25 protein-coding genes are annotated in these 25,238 nt (G+C 41.4%); 4 read left to right on the forward strand and 21 right to left on the reverse strand.

Going from position 1 to position 25,238, the window contains the following annotated elements:
• Window positions 1-189 precede the first annotated feature (189 nt).
• From spx to ADF62_RS02465, 8 genes are all read right to left on the reverse strand, one after another.
• Window positions 190-588 carry a transcriptional regulator Spx gene (gene spx / locus ADF62_RS02430; protein ID WP_003094927.1) on the reverse strand — a complete coding sequence of 133 codons (399 nt, stop codon included), beginning with the start codon at window positions 586-588 and terminating at the stop codon, window positions 190-192.
• A gap of 176 nt (window positions 589-764) precedes the next feature.
• Window positions 765-1,904 (reverse strand): recombinase RecA, encoded by a 1,140-nt coding sequence (gene recA, locus ADF62_RS02435; RefSeq protein ID WP_003098297.1) that lies wholly within the window; start codon window positions 1,902-1,904, stop codon window positions 765-767.
• Window positions 1,905-1,939: 35 nt separating this feature from the next.
• Window positions 1,940-3,211, reverse strand: coding sequence for a competence/damage-inducible protein A (locus ADF62_RS02440; RefSeq protein ID WP_003098296.1), 1,272 nt, complete (start codon window positions 3,209-3,211; stop codon window positions 1,940-1,942).
• A gap of 78 nt (window positions 3,212-3,289) precedes the next feature.
• Window positions 3,290-3,862 (reverse strand): DNA-3-methyladenine glycosylase I, encoded by a 573-nt coding sequence (locus ADF62_RS02445; protein WP_003098294.1) that lies wholly within the window; start codon window positions 3,860-3,862, stop codon window positions 3,290-3,292.
• Window positions 3,863-3,870: 8 nt separating this feature from the next.
• Window positions 3,871-4,461, reverse strand: coding sequence for a Holliday junction branch migration protein RuvA (ruvA, locus tag ADF62_RS02450; RefSeq protein ID WP_003098291.1), 591 nt, complete (start codon window positions 4,459-4,461; stop codon window positions 3,871-3,873).
• Window positions 4,462-4,617: 156 nt separating this feature from the next.
• Window positions 4,618-4,839 (reverse strand): hypothetical protein, encoded by a 222-nt coding sequence (locus tag ADF62_RS02455; protein WP_002886321.1) that lies wholly within the window; start codon window positions 4,837-4,839, stop codon window positions 4,618-4,620.
• Between the two features lie 130 nt (window positions 4,840-4,969).
• Window positions 4,970-6,907 (reverse strand): DNA mismatch repair endonuclease MutL, encoded by a 1,938-nt coding sequence (mutL, locus tag ADF62_RS02460; RefSeq protein WP_003098289.1) that lies wholly within the window; start codon window positions 6,905-6,907, stop codon window positions 4,970-4,972.
• Window positions 6,908-6,956: 49 nt separating this feature from the next.
• The gene (locus ADF62_RS02465; RefSeq protein WP_003094956.1) at window positions 6,957-7,262 is read right to left on the reverse strand and encodes a hypothetical protein; all 306 of its coding nucleotides are present in this window, start codon (window positions 7,260-7,262) and stop codon (window positions 6,957-6,959) included.
• A gap of 178 nt (window positions 7,263-7,440) precedes the next feature.
• On the opposite strand from ADF62_RS02465, the gene ADF62_RS02470 reads away from it, so the two are divergent.
• Both ADF62_RS02470 and ADF62_RS02475 read left to right on the forward strand, forming a co-directional pair.
• Window positions 7,441-7,878, forward strand: a complete 438-nt coding sequence (locus ADF62_RS02470; protein ID WP_003098287.1) for a LytTR family DNA-binding domain-containing protein — start codon at window positions 7,441-7,443, stop codon at window positions 7,876-7,878.
• Window positions 7,875-8,330 (forward strand): DUF3021 domain-containing protein, encoded by a 456-nt coding sequence (locus tag ADF62_RS02475; protein WP_048788003.1) that lies wholly within the window; start codon window positions 7,875-7,877, stop codon window positions 8,328-8,330. Before ADF62_RS02470 ends, ADF62_RS02475 begins: the two co-directional genes overlap by 4 nt.
• Before the next feature lie 33 nt (window positions 8,331-8,363).
• Here ADF62_RS02475 and mutS read toward each other — a convergent pair whose 3' ends face one another.
• From mutS to argR, 3 genes are read right to left on the reverse strand one after another with little or no spacing between them, the layout of a single operon-like run.
• A complete protein-coding gene (mutS, locus tag ADF62_RS02480) occupies window positions 8,364-10,922 on the reverse strand; it encodes a DNA mismatch repair protein MutS (RefSeq protein ID WP_003094961.1) in 2,559 nt (852 codons plus the stop codon).
• Window positions 10,915-11,274 carry a YlbF family regulator gene (locus ADF62_RS02485; RefSeq protein ID WP_003094942.1) on the reverse strand — a complete coding sequence of 120 codons (360 nt, stop codon included), beginning with the start codon at window positions 11,272-11,274 and terminating at the stop codon, window positions 10,915-10,917. Before ADF62_RS02485 ends, mutS begins: the two co-directional genes overlap by 8 nt.
• Window positions 11,274-11,702, reverse strand: coding sequence for an arginine repressor (argR, locus tag ADF62_RS02490; protein WP_172798558.1), 429 nt, complete (start codon window positions 11,700-11,702; stop codon window positions 11,274-11,276). Before argR ends, ADF62_RS02485 begins: the two co-directional genes overlap by 1 nt.
• 154 nt (window positions 11,703-11,856) lie before the next feature.
• Between argR and argS the strand changes: the two genes are divergently transcribed.
• Entirely contained in the window at window positions 11,857-13,548 is a 1,692-nt protein-coding gene (gene argS / locus ADF62_RS02495) for an arginine--tRNA ligase (RefSeq protein ID WP_003094944.1), read from the forward strand.
• A gap of 878 nt (window positions 13,549-14,426) precedes the next feature.
• Here argS and purB read toward each other — a convergent pair.
• From purB to purD, 8 genes are all read right to left on the reverse strand, one after another.
• Window positions 14,427-15,725, reverse strand: coding sequence for an adenylosuccinate lyase (purB, locus tag ADF62_RS02500; protein ID WP_048788004.1), 1,299 nt, complete (start codon window positions 15,723-15,725; stop codon window positions 14,427-14,429).
• Window positions 15,726-15,875: 150 nt separating this feature from the next.
• On the reverse strand, window positions 15,876-16,106 hold the full coding sequence (locus ADF62_RS11120) for a hypothetical protein (protein ID WP_179944339.1): 231 nt from the start codon (window positions 16,104-16,106) through the stop codon (window positions 15,876-15,878).
• Window positions 16,107-16,168: 62 nt separating this feature from the next.
• Window positions 16,169-17,425 (reverse strand): DUF4041 domain-containing protein, encoded by a 1,257-nt coding sequence (locus ADF62_RS02510; protein ID WP_003098275.1) that lies wholly within the window; start codon window positions 17,423-17,425, stop codon window positions 16,169-16,171.
• Window positions 17,426-17,434: 9 nt separating this feature from the next.
• Entirely contained in the window at window positions 17,435-17,662 is a 228-nt protein-coding gene (locus tag ADF62_RS02515) for a hypothetical protein (RefSeq protein WP_003098272.1), read from the reverse strand.
• A gap of 9 nt (window positions 17,663-17,671) precedes the next feature.
• Window positions 17,672-18,622, reverse strand: coding sequence for a ketopantoate reductase family protein (locus ADF62_RS02520; protein WP_003098271.1), 951 nt, complete (start codon window positions 18,620-18,622; stop codon window positions 17,672-17,674).
• On the reverse strand, window positions 18,623-19,714 hold the full coding sequence (purK, locus tag ADF62_RS02525; protein ID WP_003098269.1) for a 5-(carboxyamino)imidazole ribonucleotide synthase: 1,092 nt from the start codon (window positions 19,712-19,714) through the stop codon (window positions 18,623-18,625).
• A complete protein-coding gene (gene purE / locus ADF62_RS02530) occupies window positions 19,701-20,189 on the reverse strand; it encodes a 5-(carboxyamino)imidazole ribonucleotide mutase (RefSeq protein WP_003098268.1) in 489 nt (162 codons plus the stop codon). The genes purK and purE overlap by 14 nt, the downstream gene beginning before the upstream one ends.
• A 214-nt stretch (window positions 20,190-20,403) precedes the next feature.
• Window positions 20,404-21,666, reverse strand: coding sequence for a phosphoribosylamine--glycine ligase (gene purD, locus ADF62_RS02535; RefSeq protein ID WP_003098266.1), 1,263 nt, complete (start codon window positions 21,664-21,666; stop codon window positions 20,404-20,406).
• A gap of 307 nt (window positions 21,667-21,973) precedes the next feature.
• Here purD and ADF62_RS02540 point away from each other — a divergent pair, with 307 nt between their 5' ends.
• Window positions 21,974-22,813, forward strand: coding sequence for a CHAP domain-containing protein (locus ADF62_RS02540; protein ID WP_037621854.1), 840 nt, complete (start codon window positions 21,974-21,976; stop codon window positions 22,811-22,813).
• A gap of 191 nt (window positions 22,814-23,004) precedes the next feature.
• Here the strand turns inward: ADF62_RS02540 and purH are convergent, their stop codons facing one another.
• Window positions 23,005-24,552 (reverse strand): bifunctional phosphoribosylaminoimidazolecarboxamide formyltransferase/IMP cyclohydrolase, encoded by a 1,548-nt coding sequence (purH, locus tag ADF62_RS02545; RefSeq protein ID WP_003098259.1) that lies wholly within the window; start codon window positions 24,550-24,552, stop codon window positions 23,005-23,007.
• Between the two features lie 76 nt (window positions 24,553-24,628).
• The gene (purN, locus tag ADF62_RS02550) at window positions 24,629-25,177 is read right to left on the reverse strand and encodes a phosphoribosylglycinamide formyltransferase (protein ID WP_003098257.1); all 549 of its coding nucleotides are present in this window, start codon (window positions 25,175-25,177) and stop codon (window positions 24,629-24,631) included.
• Window positions 25,178-25,238: the final 61 nt, after the last annotated feature.

The raw sequence follows: 25,238 nt of genomic DNA on the forward strand, positions 1-25,238 counted from the left end.
TCGAAACAGCTTATTTATAATATCATCTCTGCTTAAACTTGTCAATAACTTTTTTAAAGTTTTTTACCTTTTTTATTACTGAACAAGTTGTTTAGGACTTTATTAGTTTATCAAGTTTAATAAATAAAGTCAACAAATTCTTCTTTTTGAAAAACAAAAAGAAGATACTAGTGACCTTCTTTTAGAATTTTATAGTGCTGCACGCATGCGTGCTTGTGAATTTTCGACATTACGAATTGAACGTGGTAAGAAAGCACGAATATCATCTTCTTTATAACCCACTTGCAATCTCTTATCATCAATCAAGATTGGACTCTTCAAAATTCTAGGATTGTCTTGAATCAAATCAATTACTTCACTGACGCTAAGCTCATCAATATCACAATTTAAAGCTTTAGCATAGCGATTTTTTGATGAAACGATGCTCTCAACACCATTCTCTGTCTTTGAAAGGATAGTAAGGATTTCTTCTTTTGTAAGTGGTTCTTTACCAAGATTTTGTTCTTTATAAGGAAGTTGATGGTTGTTCAACCATGTTTTTGCTTTTTTACAACTTGTACAACTTGAAATTGTATAAATCTTAATCATGTTAATTCTCTCTTTCTGTCACATGATACTATTATCTTATCACCGTCTTTGATTTATTAAATCGGTCTAGCGACCTATTTTGAATCTGGGGTGTATCCGCTTTTTCAACTTGTATTGCTCTTGTTTCCTTCTTAATTCAAAGCAAAAAGAAAAGAACCTTTTGGGCTCTTTAACACTTATTCTTCAATTTCAATGGTTGAATCAAGATCTAGAACGAGATCATCAGCCGTGTCTTCAACTTGTGTACCTTCAAGAACATCGTCTTCATCTGTCTCAATCAAACCGTAGTGTACGCGTACTTTATGATCGATTTCTTCAAAAATCTCTGGGTGATCTGCTAAATATTTCTTAGCATTTTCAGATCCTTGACCAATTTTCTCCCCATTATATGAGAACCAAGCCCCGGCTTTTTGAATAATACCTAAATCACTTGCAATTTTTACAAGTTCACCAGTTTGTGAAATTCCTTCGCCGTACATAATTTCAACAAAAGCTTCTTTAAATGGTGGAGCAACTTTGTTTTTAACAACCTTAATCTTGGTTTCCTTACCTACATTTTGGTCCTTTTTGTCACCGGTTCCTTTAATTTGTGTATTACCACGTACATCAAGGCGTACTGATGCATAGAATTTTAAAGCACGTCCACCTGGGGTAGTCTCTGGGTTACCAAACATGATGCCAACTTTTTCACGCAACTGGTTAATAAAGATGGCGATCGTTTTTGTTTTATTAATAGATGCAGAAAGTTTACGCATGGCTTGACTCATCATACGTGCTTGAAGTCCTACATGACTGTCACCAATATCTCCATCAATTTCTGCACGTGGTACCAAGGCCGCAACTGAGTCAACAACAACCAAATCCACTGCACCAGAGTCAATCAGCTTACCTGCAATTTCCAGACCTTGCTCACCAGAATCAGGTTGTGACAAAAGAAGCTCATCGATATTAACACCTAGAGCTGCTGCATAAGCAGGGTCAAGAGCATGCTCGGCATCGATAAAAGCTGCGATGCCACCTTCTTTTTGAGTCTGAGCAACTGCATGAAGAGCAACGGTTGTTTTACCTGATGATTCCGGTCCGTAAATTTCAATAATACGACCTTTAGGATAACCACCCGCACCAAGAGCAATATCCAAAGCTAGCGAGCCTGAGCTCATAACCTGAACTTTTTGCTCTGCACGCTCACCAAGACGCATAACTGCACCCTTACCAAAATCTTTTTCAATATTTTTTAATGCATCGTCGAGTGCTTTGCGACGCTCATCACCGAACTTCTTTGTGATTTCTTCTGTTTTCTTTGTTTTCTTAGCCACTTAATTTCCTCTTCTTCCTATGATAAATAACAAACTTAAATCAAGTTGTCTTCTTGTAATAAAGCTTGGCGAACTAGGTTAAAGGCATAGAGTGTACTGATATATCTGACATCAGATCGACTCCTTTCACCTATAACAACCTTAATTGACCGCACTTGGTTTCTATCGGCAATACCAATAAAGACTGTACCTACTTGATGCCCTTCCAATGTATCTGGTCCTGCCACTCCAGTAAGCGCAATTCCGTAATCACTATCTGTCTTAGCTCGGGCACCCTCAGCCATTTTTTCTGCTGTAAAATGACTAACAACACCATTCTCTTCTAATTTAGATAAGGGAATATCCAACATTTTAGCTTTTTCTTCAATGCTATAGGTAACAAAACCACCCTTGAATACTTGTGAAGCTCCAGAAAAATCAGCAACACTAGCTTGAAATAAGCCAGCTGTTAAACTTTCAGCTGCAGTAATAGTTTTGCCATATTTCTTAAGCAAATAGAACACTTCATAAGCTAAGCTGTTTGATTCTCCATATCCATATATGAGGTCAGACAAGCTTTTTCCATCTAGAGTTTTAGTAGAACGAATTTGTTCTTCTAAAACATCTAGTTTTCGATCCGCTTCTTCTTGCGACGATGCCTTTGTTGATAAGCGAAGGGTCACTTCTCCCACTTTAGCATAGGGCGCAATGGTTGGGTCCGTTTGGTTAACAATGAGATCTTTAAGAATAGTCACCAATTGACTTTCTCCAACACCAAAAAACCTTAGGACTCTAGAATAAAGAGTAGTATGATTCTCTGTAAGAGCTGGAATAAGCTCTTGGTTCACCATAGGTTTGAGTTCACTTGGTGGACCAGGCAAAACGACATAGGTCACCCCTTGAGCAGTAATAATCCCCCCAACTGCTAGACCTGTGAGATTTTGCAAGGGTACGGATCCCTCAACAATTTGCGCTTGGCGTTCATTATTAGGTGTTCGTGTGTGTTTAGGACGAGTAGCAAAGAAACTATCCAGTTTTTTACTAGCCTCCTCATCAAAAACAAGTTCTTTTCCTAAAAATTTAGCCAGTGTTTGCTTGGTTAAGTCGTCCTCAGTAGGGCCAAGTCCACCACAAAGTATGACTAAATCGCTACGTTGACTAGCCTGATCAAGAACTGAAAGTAGGCGGTTTTCATTGTCTCCTACTGCTGTGTGAAAATACACGTCAATTCCTAGTTCAGCTAGTTTCTCAGATAAAAATTGGGCATTGGTATTGGTGATTTGCCCGGTTAGGATTTCAGTTCCTACTGCAATCAATTCAGCTTTCATTGGTTCACCTATATTACTATTCGTAAAATAATCTCAATAACATGTTTGTTTATAAACTAACACGTTTTTCTCGTCTTGTCAATCAAATCTACTCATTTCTTTGAAATCACAGTTATTTTCATGATCATTCACAAATCCTGCGGCTTGTAAAAATGAATATATAGTAGTCGGTCCTAAAAATTTGAACCCTCTCTTTTTTAGATTTCTGGCAATCTGTTGGGATAAATCAGTTGATGATGGGACATCCTTATATGTGGGAACATTATTTATCAAGGGCTTTCCGTCAAAGTAATGCCAAAAATAATGGGACAGAGAGCCAAATTCATCTTGGAGTTTTAGTACTTGTTTGGCATTATTTACGGTTGCTTCTAGCTTAAGTTTGTGCCTAATGATGTCTGGATTTTGAAGCGCATCTTCAAGTTCACTTAGACTAAACCGGGCAACACGCTCAATATCATAGTCATGAAAAACACGATTAAAGGCCTGGCGTTTATTTAAAACAGTTAACCAAGAAAGGCCTGACTGATAACTTTCTAAGCAAAGCAGCTCAAAAAGTTTTTGGTCGTCACCAATAGGCTTTCCCCACTCCTTGTCATGATAATCACAATATAATTTATTGTTTGTTGGAACCCAACGACAACGATTGACCATTACTTACCTCATTTCATCAACATTTTAAGAGCTGATTTAATGTATTGCTCTGCCGTTTCATTAGTACCTTCGAAGAAGACCTTGATTTTCTTAAGTTCTGCGGCTTTATAACCAAGAGCAAGCAAGGCTTCCATAGCCTCATCCAACTGATGATTCCCTTCAGGTTGACTTGGTGTCGTCTTGGTCGTTTCTGTTGGTAACTCTGCAAATTTCCCTGCCAAATCCAGAACCATTTGTTGAGCTGTCTTTTTACCAATCTTTGGAAACTTCATCAAGTACTTGATGTCACTATTATCAACGGCAGCAACCAGGCCTTGATTATCATCTACAGCAACAATAGCTAGAGCAGTCGTCGGACCTATTCCAGAAACTGAAATAAGCTTAAGGAAGACCTCTTTTTCATCTTCAGTATGGAAACCAAAAAGAAGATGAGCATCATCTCTAATAACCTGATGAAGGTAGACTTGGATAGTCTGATTCAGTTGGTCAGAAAAACTATATGGATTCGCTACAGTGATAATATAACCTAAGCCGTTTGCTTCTATAACAATATACTTGGCGGTAATTTTCACTAGAGTTCCCTTGATGTAATCATACATAGCGTGTGATTTCCTTTCTCGTTCGTTTCTTCAATGGGTTGCTTTATCATTTTATACTTGTAAGATAATTGTCTTGAATGTTTATTTGTCATCTCAAGCACTGCTGTACTATTGTAACAAAAAATCCACTCGAAAGTGGATTCTGTCTGCTCTATTTTAAGGATGACTACTCGTCTTTAAAGTATCTGTAATCATCTTTAGGCCTAATAGAATATATGTTACAACGCCTAAAGTAAAGGCAATGCTAGAAACATTTACGAGAGTATTCTCCAAACTTGGTTGACCTAACCAGGCCAAAATATAGAAAATCAAGCTAGTCGCTAAAAATGTTAAGCCTACAAGTAAAAAGTGTTTATTAGTTTTTGTTAGGTGTCTCATCACTCTACCTCCTAACTTAAAAATCAGGCAATCATCCTACAATGATCCGCTAAAACATTAGAAGATTCCTTGTCTTCATCACTATTATAAATCTAACATTCCTATTCGTAAAGTAAGACGAAAAAAAGTTTTAATACTTCCCTAGGTCACGTAGACTGGTATGATTTTCTTGAATTCGACGGAACATTTTTTCCATATCAGACTTTGTAAAGTTGACAAGTACAGGACGTCCGTGAGGGCAATTATAGGGATTTTTACACTGTGCAAGCTGTACTAGGAGGTCACGCGCAGAGTAATCATCAAGAGCATGATTGGCCTTGATTGAACGTTTACAACTCATCATGATGGCCAACTCAGCACGGTAGGTCTTAACAGACACTTCATTCGTCAAAAGAAGCATGTCACACATTTCATAGACTGCTGATTCAATCTCTTCTTCCTTCATCCAGATAGGATGTTCACGAAGAATGAAGGTATTATTCCCATAAGGCTCTAAATAGATACCAACCTGATTCAGAAGAGACATTTTTTCTTGTAAACTAATGTAATCTGAACCTGAAAATTCAAAGAGATAGGGAACCAAAAGCTGTTGTAAACTGCTGTCAACCTCACCAATCTTTTCGCGATAGTACTCATACTTGACACGTTCTTGGGCAGCATGCTGGTCAATGATATAAAGGCCACCTTGTCCTTGGGCAAAGAGGTAGGTTCCATGCATTTGACCAAAGAACTCCAATTCAGGAAAGGTTGATGTTTCCTCATTGGTCAGATTTTCAAGCATGCGCTTCAGTTTCGACTTGTTTTTATAGTCAAGTTTTTCGTGTTCACTATCACTTTCATCTACTGAACGTTGTGCCTGTTTAACAGAAGGTTGCGGTTTGTTTTTTACTGATGAAACTGAAGACTCTGATACAAGAGGTTTGATATCCTCTTGAACTGTCTCTGGTTTGACAAAAAAATCATTACGACTGCTATCATAGTAAAGATTGGTCTGTTTGAGTGGAAGACTGGTTTGAACTGATTTAGCTGCACCTCTGGTACTAGACTTGGCCAAATTTTCAAGGGCATCAGGGATCAAATCCTGCTCTCTAAGGCTTTGAGCAATGGCAGAGCTGATAAGGGCCATGAGCTCTTTTTCTTTAGAGATACGTACTTCCTGCTTGGTTGGGTGAACATTGACATCGGCCAAGTAGGGATCAATCTGAATATCAATAACTGCAATAGGGAAGCGTCCTACCATGAGTTTAGAACCATAACCATCAAAAATGGCACGGTTAAGCAGGAAGTTTTTTATATAGCGTCCATTAATGAGAATCGTGATGTAGTTACGATTCGCACGGGTTAACTCAGGGAGACTAACATATCCAGAAACTTCAAAATCAAGGTCAGAATTTGAAATCTCCACCATTTTTTTAGCCGTTGTCAAACCATAAATACCAGCAATAGCTTGACGGAGGTCTCCAGTACCTGATGTCTGTGTCAACTGACGACCATCATTAAGCAAGGTAAAGGCAACCTCGGGATGAGCTAGACTCAGACGATTGACAACATCAACAATATGAGCCAACTCAGCCTGTAAACTCTTCATATACTTGAGACGAGCTGGGGTGTTATAAAATAGATTTTCAACGGTAATCTTTGTTCCAACTGGTGTTGAAATAGGATCCTGACTCTCAATTTCTCCAGCTTTAGCAACCAGTTTAGTCCCATAGGCTTCTCCATCCGCTGCTGTCACAATAGTTAGATGACTGATAGAAGCTATAGAGGGCAGAGCCTCACCTCGAAAACCAAGGGTCCGAATACGAAAGAGATCTCCTTGATTTTTGATTTTACTTGTTGCATGACGGCGCAAACTCATGGCCACATCAGCTTGAGCCATTCCTTCGCCATTGTCTGTGATTTGAATTTTTGAGAGACCTGATTCTTCAACTTCAATGGTAATCTGAGTGCTACCGGCATCAATAGCATTTTCCACCAACTCTTTGACAACACTGGCTGGGCGCTCTACGACCTCACCAGCAGCAATCTGGTTGGCTAACACCTCAGGCAATTCGATGATTTTTGTCATAATTATTATTTTCCCTTCTAAAAGGTTGAGAGATCACTGTTTCTAACTGTTACTGATGCTTCCTATAAAGCCATAACTCACACACAACTGTTAGCCAAGATAAGGCTGTGGCTATAATAATCATATCCCCATGACGAAAGTTGAACCAAATGAGCCCAGAAAAAATCAAGAGGTAGACGATTTGGAAAATCCATTGGTAGGTTTTGGGTGAGCTTGTCAAATCCATAAACTGCTTAACAAAGAAATAAAGCAAGAGTAAGTTCAGTGTCAGCGCCTTTTCAAAAGGTGTAAAAAAGCTCAAAATCAGACTGCAGGCAAGAAAAATTCCTGCTAGCCATTTCATTATAGATTTCATGTGATTACCTCGTCAGTACGTTTTCATTAAGTATAGGGGTTTTCGAAAATATTTTCAACCACTTAGACAGCATATAGGACCACATAGACAAGCGCTATTGCTGTGAACGAGTAAATAGTGTTTAATAAAAGTGTGAAAGAGAGGAGACCTCCTCAATTACCAATAAGAAAGGATAGTTATGAAAATAAAAGTTCAGATTGACTCGGTATTTCAAGAAGAAACGTTGCAGATTCAGGCTCCTAGTCGAACGCCTAAGATTCAGCAAGTCGTCGAGTTTGTCGAATCTTTGGATAACAACCACCGACTCAAAGGAAAAAAAGATGGAGAAACTTATCTTATCGAACCCAAAGCTATTTCCAGAATTTACATCGAAAATCGACAAGTTCTAGCTGAAACTATTCAAGGAGAGTACCCCTTAGGCTTACGTCTCTATCAAGTTTTAGAAAAACTGCCATCTTACTTTATCAAAATTTCACAATCAGAGATTGTCAACCTCAAAGAAATTGAACGCTTCAACATTACCCCTAACGGCCTCGTTGAAATTCACCTTAAAAACAAGGAAACTACCTACTCATCACGCCGTTACCTCAAAGCAATAAAGGAGAAATTACAATGAAAAAGCAACTTTTTAAATCAGGCACAAAGGGCATCCTTATCGGACTTGCCGTATCCATGATTATGTCTCTTATCTGGGCACCAAGCTACATGCCTCTGAATCCCCATTCAGGCATTGGACAATGGATGACCTCTCATCAGATCCATGGATCTATTATCTTAGCCTATTGCCTCACCACTTGGTTTGCTATCGGTAGCTTCTTTGAAGTCGCTAGTTATATTTTCCGTAAGGCTGAGTGGAGTTTACTTCGTGCAACCCTCACTCACTACGCCTTGACCTGTCTAGGTTTCATTCCACTAGCTACCCTCAGCGGATGGTTCCCTCTACGTTTAACTTTCTACTTGGAGCTAGTCATTGAATTCAGCCTTATCTATCTCCTCGTTTGGGCCTTCTCTTATTGGAAAATGAAAAAGGATATTGAACAACTCAACCAAGAATTGAAACACCTATAGAAGACAAGAAGCCTGTCAATCGACAAGCTTCTTTTATAGTTTCTGTTTTAAATCTGCTACAGCCATCATGACCTGCATCGGTGTCATATTGTAAATGTCCAAATCACGTAACTCTTGAAGAACTGGATTTTCAGTGAAATCATCAAAGAGAGAGATTTGCTCGTTGATATGTGTTTCAGTGGCAGGCTTCTCTTGAGGCGATACCTTTTCCTGGGGTTGGATGGTAACTGTCTCGCCCTCTAGTTGTGTCAAAATGGTGCCAGCACGTTCCAGTAAATCTGCTGGTAAACCTGCTATCTTAGCTACATGAATACCATAAGATTTATCGGCTGGGCCATCGACAATCTTGTGAAGGAAAGTCACCTCTCCGTCCTTTTCAAGTGTCGCAACATGGACGTTGACAAGGTGTGGCAAACTGTTTGATAGGGCTGTCAACTCATGATAATGGGTGGCAAACATGGTCTTAGCCCCGACCTTGTCATGAATAAACTCAATAATAGACTGGGCCAAAGCCATACCATCATAAGTGGCCGTCCCACGCCCCAACTCATCAAAAATAATCAAGGAATTAGGTGTCCCCCGCTTAATAGCCTGATTAGCCTCCATCATCTCAACCATAAAGGTAGACTGACCTGAAATCAGGTCATCTGCAGCACCAATACGTGTATAGATGGCATCAAAAATCGGTAAATCAATGCTATCTGCTGGCACATAAGAGCCCATCTGAGCCATAACAACTGACAAAGCCAACTGACGCATATAGGTGGATTTACCACTCATATTTGGTCCCGTGATGAGCTGAACATTGGTCTGACTGTCAAAGGTAATGGTGTTTGGAATGTATTCCTGAACACCCATAACCTTCTCAACCACCGCATGACGCCCTTGATCAATAACGATACGATGCTCCTCATTGAACACAGGGCGAACATAATGATTAGTCTCCGCTATAACAGCCAAACTCTGGAGCACATCGACTGTCGCAATGGCCTTAGCCAAAGACTGCAAACGGTCGATATAGCATTCAACCTGCTCACGGACACGCATGAAAATATCATACTCTAGGGTTGATGATTTTTCACGCGCCTCAAGCATCTCACCTTCAATCTTAGCCAACTCAGCGGTTCCAAAGCGCTCCGAATTTTTCAGGGTTGCCTTACGGAAGAAATGGTCAGGAACCAAGCTAAGGTTAGAGTTGGTCACATGGAAATAATAGCCATCTTTACGGTTATAATCAATTTTTAGTGTTGTAATACCAGATGCTTCACGTTCTTTAGCTTCGATATCCGCGATCCATGATGTTCCCTCACTCATCACCTTGCGATACTTGTCCAAGGTCTCATCAAAACCAGCACGGATAATGCCACCTTCTGTAATGGTTGCAGGAGCATCTGGATCAATAGCCGACCGAATCAAACTCTCTAATTCTGGCAGAGCATCTAACTCTTGTAAAAGACGTGACAAGGCATCTTCATTAAAAGACTCCAAAATCGCCTTAATCACCGGTACTTGAGCCAAAGTATGACCTAGTTGAATCAAATCTTTAGGGTTAGCCTTTCCGAAGGAAACACGACTAGCCAAGCGCTCAATATCGTAAACCCCTTTTAGACTCTCGGTCAAGTCACTACGCTCAAAGAAATTGTCCAAGAAAACTTGGATGATATTCTGACGCTCAGTGATAGTGGCTTGATTCACTAAAGGACGATCAATCCAAGTTCGCAAGAGACGCATTCCCATAGCTGTCTTGGTTTCATCCAAGAGCCAGAAAAGAGATCCGTGTTTCTTGCCCGTTCTAGCATTTTCCAGTAAATCCAAACTTGACTTGGTCGCATAGGACATCTGCAAGTAATCTTTAATCTCATAGTGCTGAGCCTTTTGTAAATGACTGAGCTCTCGCATCTGAGTACGATGAACATACTGGAGAAGTTTACCCGCCACACTGCTTTCCAAATCTGTCAAACTAGTGTCAATCAAGTGGACATCATCGTAAACCTCTGTTTCCTTGGAGAGAAGCAGGTTGAGTTGCTTCACCAAAACTTGTTCGTCAGCTTCAGGTAAATCATAACCAACCACTACTTCACGTGTCTTAAGATTCTGAATTTCACTACAAACTGAACTGAAATCATCCAACTCTGTCGCAAAAAATTCACCCGTTGACACATCCATATAGGCCAGGCCGAATCGACTTCCAACCTTGTCAATGGCTACCAAGAAATTATTGGCATTATCAGGTTTAGAGCTGTCAACCACTGTACCTGGTGTGATAACCTGAACGACCTCACGCTTTACCACACCGACAGCCTGCTTAGGATCCTCCATCTGCTCAGCAATGGCTACCTTATAGCCCATCTCAACCAAGACATCAATATAGGCTTGAGCTGAATGATAAGGAACACCAGCCATAGGAATAGGATTATCTGCATTCTTATTACGACTGGTTAGGCTAATTTCCAAAATCTGGGCAGCCTTAACGGCATCATCATAAAATAATTCGTAAAAATCGCCCATACGGAAGAGCAAAAAAGCATCTGGATAATTTTCCTTGATATCCAAATACTGCTGCATTCCTGGAGATATTTTTTCCTTAGCCATGTCTTAACTCCTCGTTAATCCTTTCTTCGATAGACTTGGTCACATATTGGATCAAGTCACTGGCATCCTGCATCTTTTGACGGTAATCCTGAACAATGGGCAAATTTTCCAACTCATTCTGAATCAAATCTGCCTGCTCACCAGCCTCCTCATAGGCACGTTGTTTCTCAATTTTTTGAAAAAGCACCGCTTCTTGTTGATAGGACTTCATCTGTCCAGCTAGATCACTAATCTGAGGGATCTGTCCAATAGCTTTCTCAGCCTCTTGAAAAGCAAGAACCGCCTCATGGTGTTTGAGGAGGTCAATTAACTCTTCTTTGGCTTTTTGAAAATCCTGATGAAGAGTGTTCATCAGTGAAACTCGCTTTCCAATCTTTCAGCAACCACTGCGTCCTTACAGATTACCAATAGGGTATCTGCACCAGCAACGGTTCCTAAAATTTCAGGATTTCCATCACTATCAATTAGGTTGGCCAAAACATCTGCTTCACCCAATTCTGTATGGAGAACCAGCATAAACTGGGCACGGGAAACTGATTTGACATAGTCCTTAGCCGTAGGATCCAAACTTGGAAGCACGTGCTCAGACAAACTATAATAGAGTCTGCCTTCTTCATCACGAAGCTTCAAGAGGCCAATTTCACGCAAGTCACGTGACAAGGTAGCCTGAGTAACCGTGATACCTTCCGCCTCTAGGCGTTGCTTAATTTCCTCTTGTGTCCCAATCTTATCTCTTGAAATCATCTGTTTGATAACAGCTTGACGATCTCTCTTCATTATCTTTCCTCTTTTTATGTATGTTCTTTGCATATTATAACAGAATTTTTGTATTTTTTCATGCAATACTTCCTAATAGATGCTTTCTTGTCCCTACCCTATTAACTAAAATAATGGTAAAATAGGTATGAATGACAAGATTTGAAATGGAGTACCTATGAATACTAAAGAACTCATTGCAGCAGAAATTGCCAAAGTTGTTCCCGAATTGGAGCAAGAAAACATTCAAAATCTGCTTGAAACCCCTAAAAATGCTGACATGGGGGACCTCGCCTTTCCTGCCTTCTCATTGGCTAAAGTCTTGCGCAAGGCCCCTAAAATGATTGCAGCAGACATCGCTGAAAAAATTGATGCTTCAAACTTTGAAAAAGTTGAAGCTGTTGGTCCTTACATCAACTTCTTCCTTGATAAATCAAAAATCTCGGCGGACGTTCTTGGACAAGTCATCGCTCAAGGCAGCCACTACGCTGACCAAAACATCGGTCACGGACGTAACATTGCCTTTGATATGTCTAGTCCTAACATCGCTAAACCTTTCTCTATCGGTCACTTGCGTTCAACAGTTATCGCTGACGCTCTTGCCAACATCGTAGCTAAACAAGGCTACAAACCAGTCCGCATCAATCACTTAGGTGACTGGGGTAAACAGTTTGGTATGCTGATTGTTGCCTATAAGAAATGGGGTAGCGAGGAAGCTGTCAAAGCCAACCCTATCAATGAACTCCTTCAACTTTATGTGCGTATCAATGCCGAAGCTGAAAAAGACCCATCTGTAGATGAAGAAGCTCGTGAATGGTTCCGTAAATTGGAAGCTGGTGACGAGGAAGCAACTGCCCTCTGGCAATGGTTCCGTGACGAAAGCTTAGTAGAATTCAACCGTCTCTATGATGAACTTGATGTTTCATTTGATAGCTACAACGGTGAAGCTTTCTACAATGATAAGATGGATGAAGTCGTTGACATCTTGACAGAAAAAGGACTTCTCCAAGAATCTCAAGGTGCCCAAGTGGTTAACCTTGAAAAATACGGTATCGAACACCCAGCCCTCATCAAAAAATCAGATGGTGCAACACTCTACATCACACGTGACTTGGCTGCTGCCCTCTACCGTAAACGTACTTACGACTTTGCCAAAGCCATCTATGTGGTTGGTAATGAACAATCTGCTCACTTCAAACAGTTGAAAGCTGTCCTTAAAGAAATGGGCTACGACTGGTCTGACGACATGACTCACGTTGCCTTTGGTCTAGTAACTAAGAACGGTAAGAAATTGTCAACTCGTAAGGGTAACGTTATCTTACTTGAGCCAACTATCGCTGAAGCTGTTAACCGTGCTCAAGCTCAAATCGAAGCTAAGAATCCAAACTTGCCTAACAAGGAAGCTGTTGCTCATGCTGTTGGTGTCGGAGCTATCAAGTTCTACGACCTTAAGACAGACCGTATGAATGGTTACGACTTCGACCTTGATGCTATGGTATCCTTCGAGGGAGAAACTGGACCTTACGTTCAATATGCACACGCTCGCATCCAATCTATCTTGCGTAAGGCCGACTTCACGCCATCTGAAGATGCTACATACAGCCTAAACGACGTTGAAAGCTGGGAAATCATCAAACTCATCCAAGACTTCCCACGTATCATCAACCGTGCTTCAGACAACTTTGAACCATCTATCGTTGCTAAATTTGCTATCAGCTTGGCCCAAGCCTTCAACAAATACTATGCGCACACACGTATCTTGGACGAAAGCCCAGAACGTGACAGCCGTTTAGCTCTTTGCTACGCAACAGCAACAGTCCTCAAAGAAGCCCTTCGCCTTCTCGGTGTTGAAGCTCCAGACGAGATGTAAGCCATATTTAAAACGTCTAAGGGCGTTTTTTTAGTGACCAAAAAAAGAACCCAACACATCATATTGAGCTCTTTTGGAGATTATGAAAAAGAAAAGTTCGTTGTTCTACAAAAAGTGCAAGCCAACGAGACTTACTGAACAGCGTTCAGTAAAAGTTATTTAGGAGACTTATAGTATAACCTCCCTACCTTAAAGAAACCTTAAATCGCAGCAAAAAAATCCCCAAAGGGATTTTCACAGCAGTCCAAAGACCACTGAAAAGATACGATTGTACAGGCTTCCCAACCTCTTCTTCCTAATCCTCCAAGGTGACCGCTTGTCCAATAGAATCTTTATATAACTATATCACCTTGTTTTGGAAGGGTTTTCAAGTATTTTCTTAAAATATCCTAATAAAACCTCAAAAAAGAAGAAAAAAGCCTAGATTTCTAGACTTTCTTCGGGGAGATTTGTTATGAAAAAATTATGTTTACCTCTAGCTCACAAAAGCTAGCTGCTTTATTAGGATGGTTATAATATATCTTAATAAGCTTAAAGGTAACTTAAGAAATTATTATCTTGCATCACTTTTTAAAATAATAAGCAAAATAAGTAATAATAAGGAACCATTAGGAATATCCATATCTAAAAACCAAGAGGGGGCTTTGATACTTCCAAGATCATTCATGATGCGGATGATATTATAAGCAATGCTTACTATTAAGAGACTAAGTTCCGGTAAACAGTTAAATCGTCCTTTTAAGATTACTAACTTCTCCTTCCTGACAGTTTTCTAGCGATGACTCTATTATAAGTCTGAAAAGAGCACAAAACTGGTGACATAAATGTCACCATCAAAAAAAGCAGGTCTAACCTGCTTTTTTACTGTATTGCTTCAATTAGTCACCCAAACCGATGCGTTCGAAGATCTCATCCACACGTTTAGTGTAGTAAACAGGGTTGAAAATCTCGTCGATCTCTTCTTGGGTGAGGCGAGAAGTTACCTCTGGATCTGACTCAAGAAGTGGTTTGAAGTCTACTTGGTTATCCCATGATTGAGCAGTCTTTGGTTGAACAAGGTCGTAAGCTTGCTCACGTGTCATACCTTTTTCAATCAAAGTAAGCATCGCACGTTGGCTGAAGATCAAACCAAATGTAGAGTTCATGTTGCGGATCATGTTTTCTGGGAAGACTGTCAAGTTCTTAACGATGTTTCCGAAACGGTTGAGCATGTAGTCAATCAAGATGGTTGTATCTGGTGTGATGATACGCTCAGCTGATGAGTGAGAGATATCACGTTCATGCCAGAGTGACACATTTTCATAAGCTGTTACCATGTGACCACGGATAACACGTGCAAGACCTGTCATGTTTTCAGAACCGATAGGGTTACGTTTGTGAGGCATTGCTGAAGACCCTTTTTGTCCTTTGGCAAAGAACTCTTCCACTTCACGTTGTTCTGATTTTTGAAGACCACGGATCTCAGTCGCCATACGCTCGATAGAAGTTGCGATGCTAGCAAGAACTGCAAAGTACTCAGCATGAAGGTCACGAGGAAGTACCTGTGTAGAGATTTCTTGAGCACGGATACCAAGCTTGTCGCAGACGTATTTTTCAACGAATGGTGGGATGTTGGCAAAGTTACCAACCGCACCAGAAATCTTACCAGCTTCCACACCAGCAGCTGCATGCTCGAAACGCTCGATATTGCGCTTCATTTCGCTGTACCAAGTTGCCAATTTAAGACCAAAAGTTGTTGGCTCAGCGTGCACACCGTGGGTACGACCCATCATGATGGTGAACTTGTGTTCTTTCGCTTTGTCAGCGATGATATTAAGGAAGTTTTCAAGGTCCTTGCGGATGATATCGTTGGCTTGTTTGTAGAGATAACCATAGGCAGTATCTACCACGTCAGTAGAAGTCAAACCATAGTGAACCCACTTACGCTCTTCACCAAGCGTTTCAGAAACCGCACGTGTGAAGGCAACCACATCGTGACGAGTTTGCTGCTCGATTTCAAGAATACGGTCGATGTCAAAGTCCGCTTTTTCACGAATCAAAGCCACATCTTCCTTAGAGATTTCTCCCAATTCAGCCCATGCTTCGTCAGCCAAGATTTCCACCTCAAGCCAAGCACGGTATTTATTTTCTTCAGTCCAAATGTTCGCCATTTCTGGGCGAGAGTAACGTTCGATCATGTTTAAGATACCAAGGGCGACTAGAAAGCGACTGAATTTTAGGAAACCAACGACGGACGCTTGCGTCCTAGGAGGTTTATCTAAATTCCGAGCTTTCCGCCCGGGTTCAGTTCTGCAAACTAGATGCCCATTTCCTTTCTATGTTTACAATTAGGAAGTCCGTAGCCCGTATTCAGTTTTAGTGAATACGAGTACCCTTGTTCCTTTCTTTTTATTTATATTTTGTTTAAATGATATCACTAATATAGCCATCATTAGTAGTACACAAACAATTGCTCCTATGAAAAAATAAATCCTTTGTTTTAAAGAATAATTGTTCTTTTCTCTATCAGTAGTAATATTATTTGCTGTTTGAGACTTCCAATCACTTGGTTCTCCCATTCCTAGAACTCCCATTACACAACCTATAAAACATATTATTAACGATAGAATAAGCCAAAGCTTCATTTGTATTGACCACCCACTAATTTACTCTGTCTATATTCGAATGCTTCAGCGTTCTCATTTAATTCTATAGTTAACTCTTCGTGTTTATCTAAAAGTGCCTTAATTTTTTCAAATGGAACCTTGAAGTACTCTTTACGGTTATTTACTTTATTAACCTTATACTCACTAAGTTGATTATGTAATTCAGTCTCTAGTGCAAAAGCTTCTTCACTAAAAATTAAAGCATGGACATCAAATTGAAAAGGTACTGATGCGCTACTTAATTCCCTGATGCGTTCAAGAGGTTCTAAACGACGAGTAACTCCAATTTTATAAACATCTTCACCAAAAGAACCAATGTTAGAAATGACATATACGTAGCCGGCTGTTGCATGACCTTCACGATAATCAATATCTTCTTCGATTTCATCTAATTCAGATAATTTACCTTGGTACTCAGATAACTGTCTCTGAAGTTCTTCAAACTCTTCACCAGTGGCATTTTTCAAAAGTTCCTCAACCTTAGAAACCATATTTTTAAAGTGGGTTCTATCTTTTTCCAATTGCTTTCGACGTGCTTTAATTTCAGCCTGAAGTTTTTTGTCCTCACGCTCTTTTGCTCTTTGCTCACGAAGCAATTCTTTTTCTTCTTGCTTCTGTAATTCAAACTCAGCAGCTAGGAGCAATTCTTCAATTTTTAAATTTAGATAGGGTATCGTAATTTCAATTTGATTACGTGAATACATTCTATTCAGTTGTTGGAATGCTTTCTTCAATGCCTGGATCTTCTTTTCGACATTCGAAACAGAAACTTTTACTAACAAGGCATCCGCTTCACCATTAAAACCACGAATAGCCGCTTTAATAAGCTGATTCTGCATTGCCTTCCCCTTGCTTTTATTATTATCTAAAAGCATAGGTACTATAATTCTACCAGCCTGACCAGATTTAACTAAATCTTTCTGCTGTTTTCGCAAATTATCCAAAGCTTCCTTATATTTTGTGCTATCAGAAAACTTATACTGTCTCTCAAAGAATCCAAACTCTTGTAATCCAAGTGTGTCATTAGCTAAAGAAATCTCGTTCTGAATGGCAAATAATTCTGACCGCTTCTGAGATAACTCCGTATTTAATGAGACTATCTCGTCTGCTATCTTTATTTGAGCTTTTAAATCTGCCAATTTTGCTTTTTGAATAGCAATCTCTTGATTTAATCTCTGAATTTTATTTTCTAAAGCTTCATCTTTGGGTTTTCCAAAATTAAATATCGACATTAAGGTCTCCTACTCAAACTCTTCCTTCCCAATCCACACTGATGGATAGTGATCTAGTTTATTCAAATCAGTATCCATCGGCAAATCATAGATAGCTAAATAATTTTCAGGATATTGAGCAACCAACTCTTCATACTTAGCTTTCACTTTTTCGTGATCGCTACTAGCATACAAAACTTCGACGACTGCCCCCGTCTTCTCTTTTTCAACAAATGCGTTGACAATAAGTTGAATCATAAAAACCTCCTAAAGCGAAATGCCCTTCATATTTGCTTCAAGAATGGGCATCTCAACACCTAATTCCTGACCGGTCTGATAGACACTTTGACAACAATAGAAGATGTCCTGTTTATCATTGTGTAAGGTCATGATTTTTCGTGTCAGCTCATTTTTCGCAAACATGATTTTCATGGCTTTTCCTGCAATCCAAGCGGGAATTTTGTATGGCAATAGTTCGGCTTTGTAAAGATTCAAATTTACGCCACGCACTTCTACCACTTTCAAAGCTTCTCGAATGGCCTTAATGACTAATGATAATTCCGAAGAACTATTCATCAAGTTCAAAGCCAGCTGTTCTGGATTTTCCAATTTTCCCGAACGCGCAGCTGTCGAAGTAACACCTGCATTAATCGCCATGTGAATCCAAATCCACTCGACCATATCATGAGGAACTTCCCACTTCAAATCTGCAGAAGTCAGTAAAGTCCTTAAATCAGCATAGTTAGAAATGTGTGCTTTTTGCTCACCTTCTAGCATTAAATGGTCGAACAAGACACCATCTAAATGGTCCTCCTGCATATGACCACCCGCTGTCGGAAAAGCCAGAATATAGTCGTAATCTCCTGCCCACTCTTGGACATCTTTTCGTGTATTCCAGAAATTACAGAAGAAAACAAGGGTGCCTTTGATATTATTTTTTCGCAAGGTTTCCACGGCTCCTTTGACAAAACCATGACGCACACTGAGAAAAATAAAATCATATTCCGAATCAGCTTCCGCCACATGAACCTCATAGGTATCATGCTTGTTCTCACCTTTGGAATGATAGCGACCATCTAGCAAATCAACCGAGAGGGATTTGGGAGCATTGTTCCGCTTACTGTCTCTAAGGACATGTTCTACTTGATGACCTGCTTTTTGAAAAGCATAGGCATAAGTCGTTCCAATGACTCCGAGTCCTAGGATTGCTATTCTCACCTAAAAATCAATTCCTTTCCCAAACTCAACCACATTATCTGGTTCATCACTAAACAAAGTCACATGCCCCATTTTGCGGTTGTGCTTCGCTTCTAGTTTACCATACATGTGGCGGTGGGCGCTTGGATTTTCTGTGACATAACGCTCAGCTGCTTCGATGTGTTGGCCGAGGACGTTGAGCATGACAGCAGGTGCATGGAGGTGAATTGCTGGAAGTGGTGCTCCGAGAACACCCAAGATATGCGTGTCAAATTGTGAAAAGTCACAGGCTTCGATTGAGTAGTGCCCTGAATTGTGTGGGCGTGGCGCGATTTCGTTGACAATGATGTCATCAGCTGTCGCAAACATTTCTACACAGAGAGTACCAGAGAGGTTAAGTTGCTCAGCAATCTTCACTGCCATAGCTTTAGCTTTCTCAGCTAGACTATCAGAAATACGGGCAGGCACAATAGTTTTAGAGAGGATGTTGTTGCGGTGGATATTTTCCTGAACTGGGAAAACCGTCACATCCTTGCCGTTACCAGACACGATGACTGAAATTTCAAGGTCGAAGTTAACGAACTCTTCCAAGACACACTCAGCTGAGTTAGCAAGGGAATTTGCCTCTTCCAAATCGTCAGCTGACGTGATGACTTTTTGACCGTGGCCATCGTAACCGCCTGTCGCTGTCTTGAGGACGTATTTTTTAGAAAGGTCAATATCTTCCAAATCAAGGCTAGATGTCACAACCTTGTAAGGAGCAACTGTCACTTTAGCCTTGTTTGAGAGGAAGTCTTTCTCAAAGATACGGTTTTGTGAAATACGAAGCAGGTCTGTCCCTTGTGGAAGTTGACCGTCTTTGATAACAGCGTCAAGGCCGTCAGCGTCGACATTTTCAAATTCATAAGTGAGAACATCGCAGCGGTCCGCCAACTGGCGAAGGGCGTCCACATCGTCATAAGGTGCCACGATAACCTCAGACACACGAGAAGATGGACAATCTGATGCTGGATCAAGGGTGATAACCTTGTGGCCCATGTAGATAGCTGAGATAGCCATCATCTGACCAAGCTGGCCACCACCGATGATACCAATGGTTTTAGTTGAGCTCATTTGTAGACTCCTCTGCAATTTTTCCTTGTTCTTCAGCAAAGTTAGCAAGTGCGTCCGCAATGGCCTTGTCTTCTACTGAGAGGAGACGGAGGGCAAAGAGGGCAGCATTAGTCGCACCAGCTTCACCGATAGCCATGGTTGCAACTGGTACACCACCTGGCATCTGAACGATGGAATAGAGCGAATCCACACCGCTGAGGGCACGTGATTTGACTGGTACTCCGATAACCGGAAGGGTCGTTTTAGCTGCGACCATCCCTGGCAAGTGAGCAGCACCACCAGCACCCGCGATGATGACCTTGATACCACGGCTACGTGCTTCCTCGGCATGTTTGAACATGAGGTCCGGTGTACGGTGTGCGGAAACAACTTTCTTTTCGCAAGCAACGCCGAAGTTGTCGAGGACTTCAGCGGCTTTTTGCATGGTTGCCCAGTCAGATTTTGAGCCCATGACAATGGAAATTACTGGTTTCATAGTTAATATCCTTTTTCTTCCTTTTTTTGACAATCACCTTAGGTTGTGAGGGACGGCAGCAGCCACCGAAGGGGGCTCATGCTTAAATCGGAAGCCTTAAGTCTTCCGATTTCCCTAAACGATTGGCTAACAAAGCCAATCGTTTTTTCACAACGGTGGTGATTGTCGCTCATTAGCTCGCTTTCGCTCGCCTTTTACGACCTACGGTCGCTGATTATTTGTTAGCCTTGCTACCGATATCCGTACGGTAGAAGAGGCCTTCTGTATTTTGTTTGTTAAGTTCGTTGTAGATAATGTTTTGGCCGTCTTTGACGGTGTCTGCTGTTGTGACCAACATGTAAACACGTCCTCCGTTTGAGAGAAGGTCTTGGCCATTTTCAGCAAATTTAGCTCCAGCATAGTAAGTGATGATATCTCCCTCTGTCTTGGCTGGAAGCTTAACACCCTTCTCATAAGCGAGTGGGTAGCCGTTTGAGGCTACAACCACACCAAGTGTTACACCCTTATCCGTCCAAGTGATAGTTGGCTCTTTACCATCCAAAATGTCAGTGATATTTTGCGCAAAATCAGAAGTCAAACGAGGCAAGATGATTTGCGTTTCAGGATCGCCAAAGCGAGAGTTGAACTCGATGACTTTAGGGCCGTCAGCTGTCAAGATAAGACCAGCGTAAAGGACACCGGTGTAAGGACGACCTTCTTTAATCATACCTTCAAGGACTGGCTTGACAATAGTGTCAATCGCCATGTCAACCACGCTCTGTGGTAAGTGTGGAACCGGCGCATAAGCCCCCATCCCACCAGTGTTAGGACCCTTGTCACCATCATAGGCACGTTTGTGATCTTGAGCTGTTGGCATGATGTAGAACTTGTCCCCATTGACAAAGGCAAATAGAGAAAACTCCTCCCCATCAAGGAATTCCTCGATGACCACACGTGCACCTGAGTCACCAAATTTATTGTCCAAGAGCATCCCATGAGCAGCTTCGACCGCTTGCTCAACCGTTTCAGCAACGACGACACCTTTACCTAGGGCCAAGCCGTCTGCCTTAACGACGATTGGAGCGCCTTTTTCCTCGATATAGGCCTTGGCTTCCTCAAAATCTGAAAATGTGCCATAGGCTGCTGTTGGAACATCATATTTGACCATGATTTCCTTAGCAAAATCCTTAGACCACTCCAGCTCAGCCGCAGCCTTGGTCGGACCAAATGCTTTGAGTCCTGCCGTATTGAAATCATCCACGATCCCAGCCGCAAGGGAATCGTCTGGACCAATAAATGTCCAAGCAATATCGTTCGCTTTTGCGAAGTCAATCAGCTTAGAATGTTCGGAAATTCCGATATTGATCAAATCAAGACCGTCCAATGTCATCCCGTCATTACCAGGAGCCACGAAAACTTGCTCAACGTCCTTAGACTCCAATAATTTCTTGGCAATCGCATGTTCACGACCACCAGAACCAACAACCAAAAGTTTCATTTGAAAGATACCTCAATATCAAATAAGACCAGGGGCAAATGCCCGTTAACGACAATCATTCGGAAAAAATTAGCTATTTTTACGAATTATATATAACCATTATAACATATTTGTTCGGAAATATGGGTATGTATCCAAATTTGGACATAAAAAAGGTGGCCACTTGGACCGCCTCTTGGGAGATTATGAAAATGAAAAAAGTTAATTAGGATTGATGATAGTATATCTTGAGCAACTTAAGGGAGGCTTAAACGCAAAAATATCCTCATTTTCCTGAAAAACTGCGAATAGGTAGGTGGAGGTTAAAATGAAGAAAAAATTACTAAATTGTCTCTTACCGCTAGCTTGTCTAGCGACTATTTCGGTTTCGTGTGGCAGTTCCGCTCAGGCGGCTGTCCTCGGAGATGACTATCCTTCCTCTTGGAAATACGGTGGCATCGGTGTCGATCCATGGACCATGTACTGGCGTCAGTGCACATCCTTTGCGGCCTATCGCCTCAGTAACTCCAACGGTTTCACTCTGCCTGTAGGTTATGGAAATGCCATCACTTGGGGACCAATTGCACGAGCGAATGGACATCGTGTAGATATGAATCCTGCTGTTGGAAGTATCGCTTGGTTTTCAAACGGTGTCAACGGAGCTGGATACATGGGACATGTTGCTTGGGTAGCTGAGGTAAATGGTGATCAGGTGACTATTGAAGAATACAACTACAATGCTGGTCAAGGGCCTGAGAAATACCATAAACGCAGTTTCCATAAGAGTCAGGTGTCTGGTTATATCCACTTTAAAGACCTCGAACCAGGAGCTCAAAATGGAAATTCTACTAACTCTTCTATCAAAGTTGGTGATACAGTCCGCTTCACAGGTACCTTCCGTGTCACGTCTGTGTCAGGAAATACCATCACTAGCCAAGATTTAGCTGGAGGTACACCAACCAAACACAATATCGTTGACCCTGGACCCGTTCTTGAAGTTGATGGACAAGGCAATCCAACATCAGACCAGTACCTCAATCCTGGTGAGACCTTTACTATTCCAGGTAACTTCAAAGTACTAGCCATTGACCCACCTAGCGATGGCGTCCTCGTTCAAATCGGAAATCGCAAGACTTGGGTAACTCAGTCTGTCCTTGAAAAGGCTTAAATCTATTGAACAATCGTGCGAACGGTTGTTTTTTTGATGTGCTGAAATAAAAAAGCCCAGCGGGTGCCGAGCTCTTAGGAGATTTATGAAAAAGAAAAGTTTTTTAGGATGGTAGTAGTATAGCTAGGGTAGCTTAAAGGAAGCTTAAGGCATCTAAAAAGCATCCAATTTCTTGGATGCTTTGAAAATTCTTAATGACGGAAGTGACGAACGCCTGTAAAGATCATTGTCAAACCATGTTTATCAGCCGCTTCGATTGACTCTTGGTCACGGACTGATCCACCCGGTTGGATGATTGCTTTAATACCTGCTTTAGCGATTTCTTCCACGTTATCTGCAAATGGGAAGAAGGCATCTGAAGCAAGAACAGCACCATCAAGACGATCTTTAGCTTGCTCAATGGCGATACGGACTGAAGCCACACGGTTAGTTTGACCAGGGCCAACACCAAGTGTCATGTGGTCGTTAGTCACGATGATACCATTTGATTTGACGTACTTGATAGCTTTCCAAGCAAACTCCAGAGCTGTCGCTTCTGTTTCAGTTGGTTGGCGTTTCGTAACCACTTGCCAGTCAGCTGGGCTTTCTTTAACAACGTCTTGGTTTTGAACGAGAAGTCCACCGACAACGCCAGTGTATTCTGCTTCCGCTTCGCTAGCATCTTGAGCGTCAAATGGCAACTCAAGGATACGCAAATTTTTCTTCTTGGTAGTCAAGATTTCAAGTGCTTCATCTGTGTAGCTTGGTGCAATGATGATTTCAAGGAAGACACCGTGCATTTTCTTAGCCGTCGTAGCATCAACTTCACGGTTGAGGACTACAATACCACCAAAGATTGATACTGGGTCAGCTTCATAAGCGTAGTCCCAAGCTGTTTCAATGTCGTCAGCTTGACCGATACCACATGGGTTCATGTGTTTGAGAGCCACGACTGTTGGACGGTCTTTGAAATCACGGATGATACGGATAGCAGCATCAGCATCACGGATATTATTGAATGACAATTCTTTACCGTTAAGTTGTTTAGCTGAAGCAATTGAGTAAGCCGTTGGCAAACCTTTTTGGTAGAAGTCTGCGTCTTGTTGGGGGTTTTCACCGTAACGCATAGGTTGCTTGAGGTCATAAGTCAAAGTGAGTTTTTCAGGTTTTGTTTCACCCACTTGAGCTGTGAAGTATTCTGCAATCAAAGCGTCATATGAAGCTGTGTGACGGTATACTTTCGCTGCCAAACGTTGGCGAGTTTCGTAGCTTGTTTCGCCGTTCGCTGACAATTCGTCAAGCACAACCGCATAGTCAGCAGGGTCTACCACAACTGTTACGCTAGCGTGGTTTTTAGCTGCTGAACGAAGCATTGATGGACCACCAATATCGATGTTTTCAACTGCGTCAGCATAAGTCACGTCTGGTTTGAGAATAGTCTCCTTGAATGGGTAAAGGTTCACCACAACAAGGTCGATCAATTCGATATTATTGTCCTTAGCCGCTTGAAGGTGGCTGTCGAGGTCACGACGAGCGAGGAGACCACCGTGGATAATTGGGTGGAGGGTCTTCACACGACCATCCATCATTTCTGGGAAACCAGTCACATCGTCAATGGCAATGGTATCTACCCCAGCATTATCAAGGGCAACTTTGGTACCACCTGTTGAGATGATGTCCCAACCAAGTTTTTTGAGTTCTTGGGCAAATTCAACAATGCCTGCTTTATCTGAGACTGAAATAAGTGCTCGTTTAGTCATTTTCTTTCTTTTCCTTTTTTTAAAAAAGTTCTTTATCTGCTACAATCGAAAATTTTCTTTCAGCTCGAGAGCTTTCTTATTTTCGTGCAACTCCCAAACTATCCAACACTTCTGGATAGAGTTTGTACTCTGTTTCGTGGATGCGAGTTTCGAAAGTGTCAAGGGTATCACCTTCAAGGCGTGGCACACGGACTTGTTTGATAACCTTACCGGTATCAACACCAGAATCCACCCAGTGAATGGTCACACCAGACTGGTTAACTCCTGCATTCCAAGCATCTTCAATACCATGAGCCCCTGGAAATTCAGGGAGATAAGCCGGGTGAATATTGATAATACGGCCTTCGTAAGCTGATAGTAAGGTTGGGCCAACGATTTTCATATAACCGGCCAAACAAATCAAGTCAATCTGGTGATCATCCAAGAGTTTGACGATAGCCTCTTCGTAAGCCGCTTTATTGTCAAATTCCTTGAGTTCAAAGGCATGGCTAACCACATTAAGATTCTTGGCACGTTCCAAGACATAGGCATTACGGTGATCTGAAAAAACAAATTCTACTGGAAATTGTTCCGCAATCACCTGAAAGTTTGAGCCGTTGCCAGAGGCAAAAACAGCAATCTTCATATTCGATACAAAGGGACGTTTCGGCTAGCCGAACAGTTTCGTAGAAAAATAGGAAATCATT

The organism is Streptococcus sp. 1004_SSPC (genome assembly GCF_001069025.1).
In the GTDB taxonomy this organism is placed as follows: domain Bacteria; phylum Bacillota; class Bacilli; order Lactobacillales; family Streptococcaceae; genus Streptococcus; species Streptococcus vestibularis.

Coding starts and splice junctions, on each gene's coding strand:
- spx (WP_003094927.1), bottom strand. CDS start 588: ATGATTAAGATTTATACAATTTCAAGTTGTACAAGTTGTAAAAAAGCA.
- ADF62_RS02440 (WP_003098296.1), bottom strand. CDS start 3,211: ATGAAAGCTGAATTGATTGCAGTAGGAACTGAAATCCTAACCGGGCAA.
- ADF62_RS02445 (WP_003098294.1), bottom strand. CDS start 3,862: ATGGTCAATCGTTGTCGTTGGGTTCCAACAAACAATAAATTATATTGT.
- ruvA (WP_003098291.1), bottom strand. CDS start 4,461: ATGTATGATTACATCAAGGGAACTCTAGTGAAAATTACCGCCAAGTAT.
- ADF62_RS02455 (WP_002886321.1), bottom strand. CDS start 4,839: ATGAGACACCTAACAAAAACTAATAAACACTTTTTACTTGTAGGCTTA.
- mutL (WP_003098289.1), bottom strand. CDS start 6,907: ATGACAAAAATCATCGAATTGCCTGAGGTGTTAGCCAACCAGATTGCT.
- ADF62_RS02465 (WP_003094956.1), bottom strand. CDS start 7,262: ATGAAATCTATAATGAAATGGCTAGCAGGAATTTTTCTTGCCTGCAGT.
- ADF62_RS02470 (WP_003098287.1), top strand. CDS start 7,441: ATGAAAATAAAAGTTCAGATTGACTCGGTATTTCAAGAAGAAACGTTG.
- ADF62_RS02475 (WP_048788003.1), top strand. CDS start 7,875: ATGAAAAAGCAACTTTTTAAATCAGGCACAAAGGGCATCCTTATCGGA.
- mutS (WP_003094961.1), bottom strand. CDS start 10,922: ATGGCTAAGGAAAAAATATCTCCAGGAATGCAGCAGTATTTGGATATC.
- ADF62_RS02485 (WP_003094942.1), bottom strand. CDS start 11,274: ATGAACACTCTTCATCAGGATTTTCAAAAAGCCAAAGAAGAGTTAATT.
- argS (WP_003094944.1), top strand. CDS start 11,857: ATGAATACTAAAGAACTCATTGCAGCAGAAATTGCCAAAGTTGTTCCC.
- purB (WP_048788004.1), bottom strand. CDS start 15,725: ATGATCGAACGTTACTCTCGCCCAGAAATGGCGAACATTTGGACTGAA.
- ADF62_RS11120 (WP_179944339.1), bottom strand. CDS start 16,106: ATGGGAGAACCAAGTGATTGGAAGTCTCAAACAGCAAATAATATTACT.
- ADF62_RS02510 (WP_003098275.1), bottom strand. CDS start 17,425: ATGTCGATATTTAATTTTGGAAAACCCAAAGATGAAGCTTTAGAAAAT.
- ADF62_RS02515 (WP_003098272.1), bottom strand. CDS start 17,662: ATGATTCAACTTATTGTCAACGCATTTGTTGAAAAAGAGAAGACGGGG.
- purK (WP_003098269.1), bottom strand. CDS start 19,714: ATGAGCTCAACTAAAACCATTGGTATCATCGGTGGTGGCCAGCTTGGT.
- purE (WP_003098268.1), bottom strand. CDS start 20,189: ATGAAACCAGTAATTTCCATTGTCATGGGCTCAAAATCTGACTGGGCA.
- purD (WP_003098266.1), bottom strand. CDS start 21,666: ATGAAACTTTTGGTTGTTGGTTCTGGTGGTCGTGAACATGCGATTGCC.
- ADF62_RS02540 (WP_037621854.1), top strand. CDS start 21,974: ATGAAGAAAAAATTACTAAATTGTCTCTTACCGCTAGCTTGTCTAGCG.
- purH (WP_003098259.1), bottom strand. CDS start 24,552: ATGACTAAACGAGCACTTATTTCAGTCTCAGATAAAGCAGGCATTGTT.
- purN (WP_003098257.1), bottom strand. CDS start 25,177: ATGAAGATTGCTGTTTTTGCCTCTGGCAACGGCTCAAACTTTCAGGTG.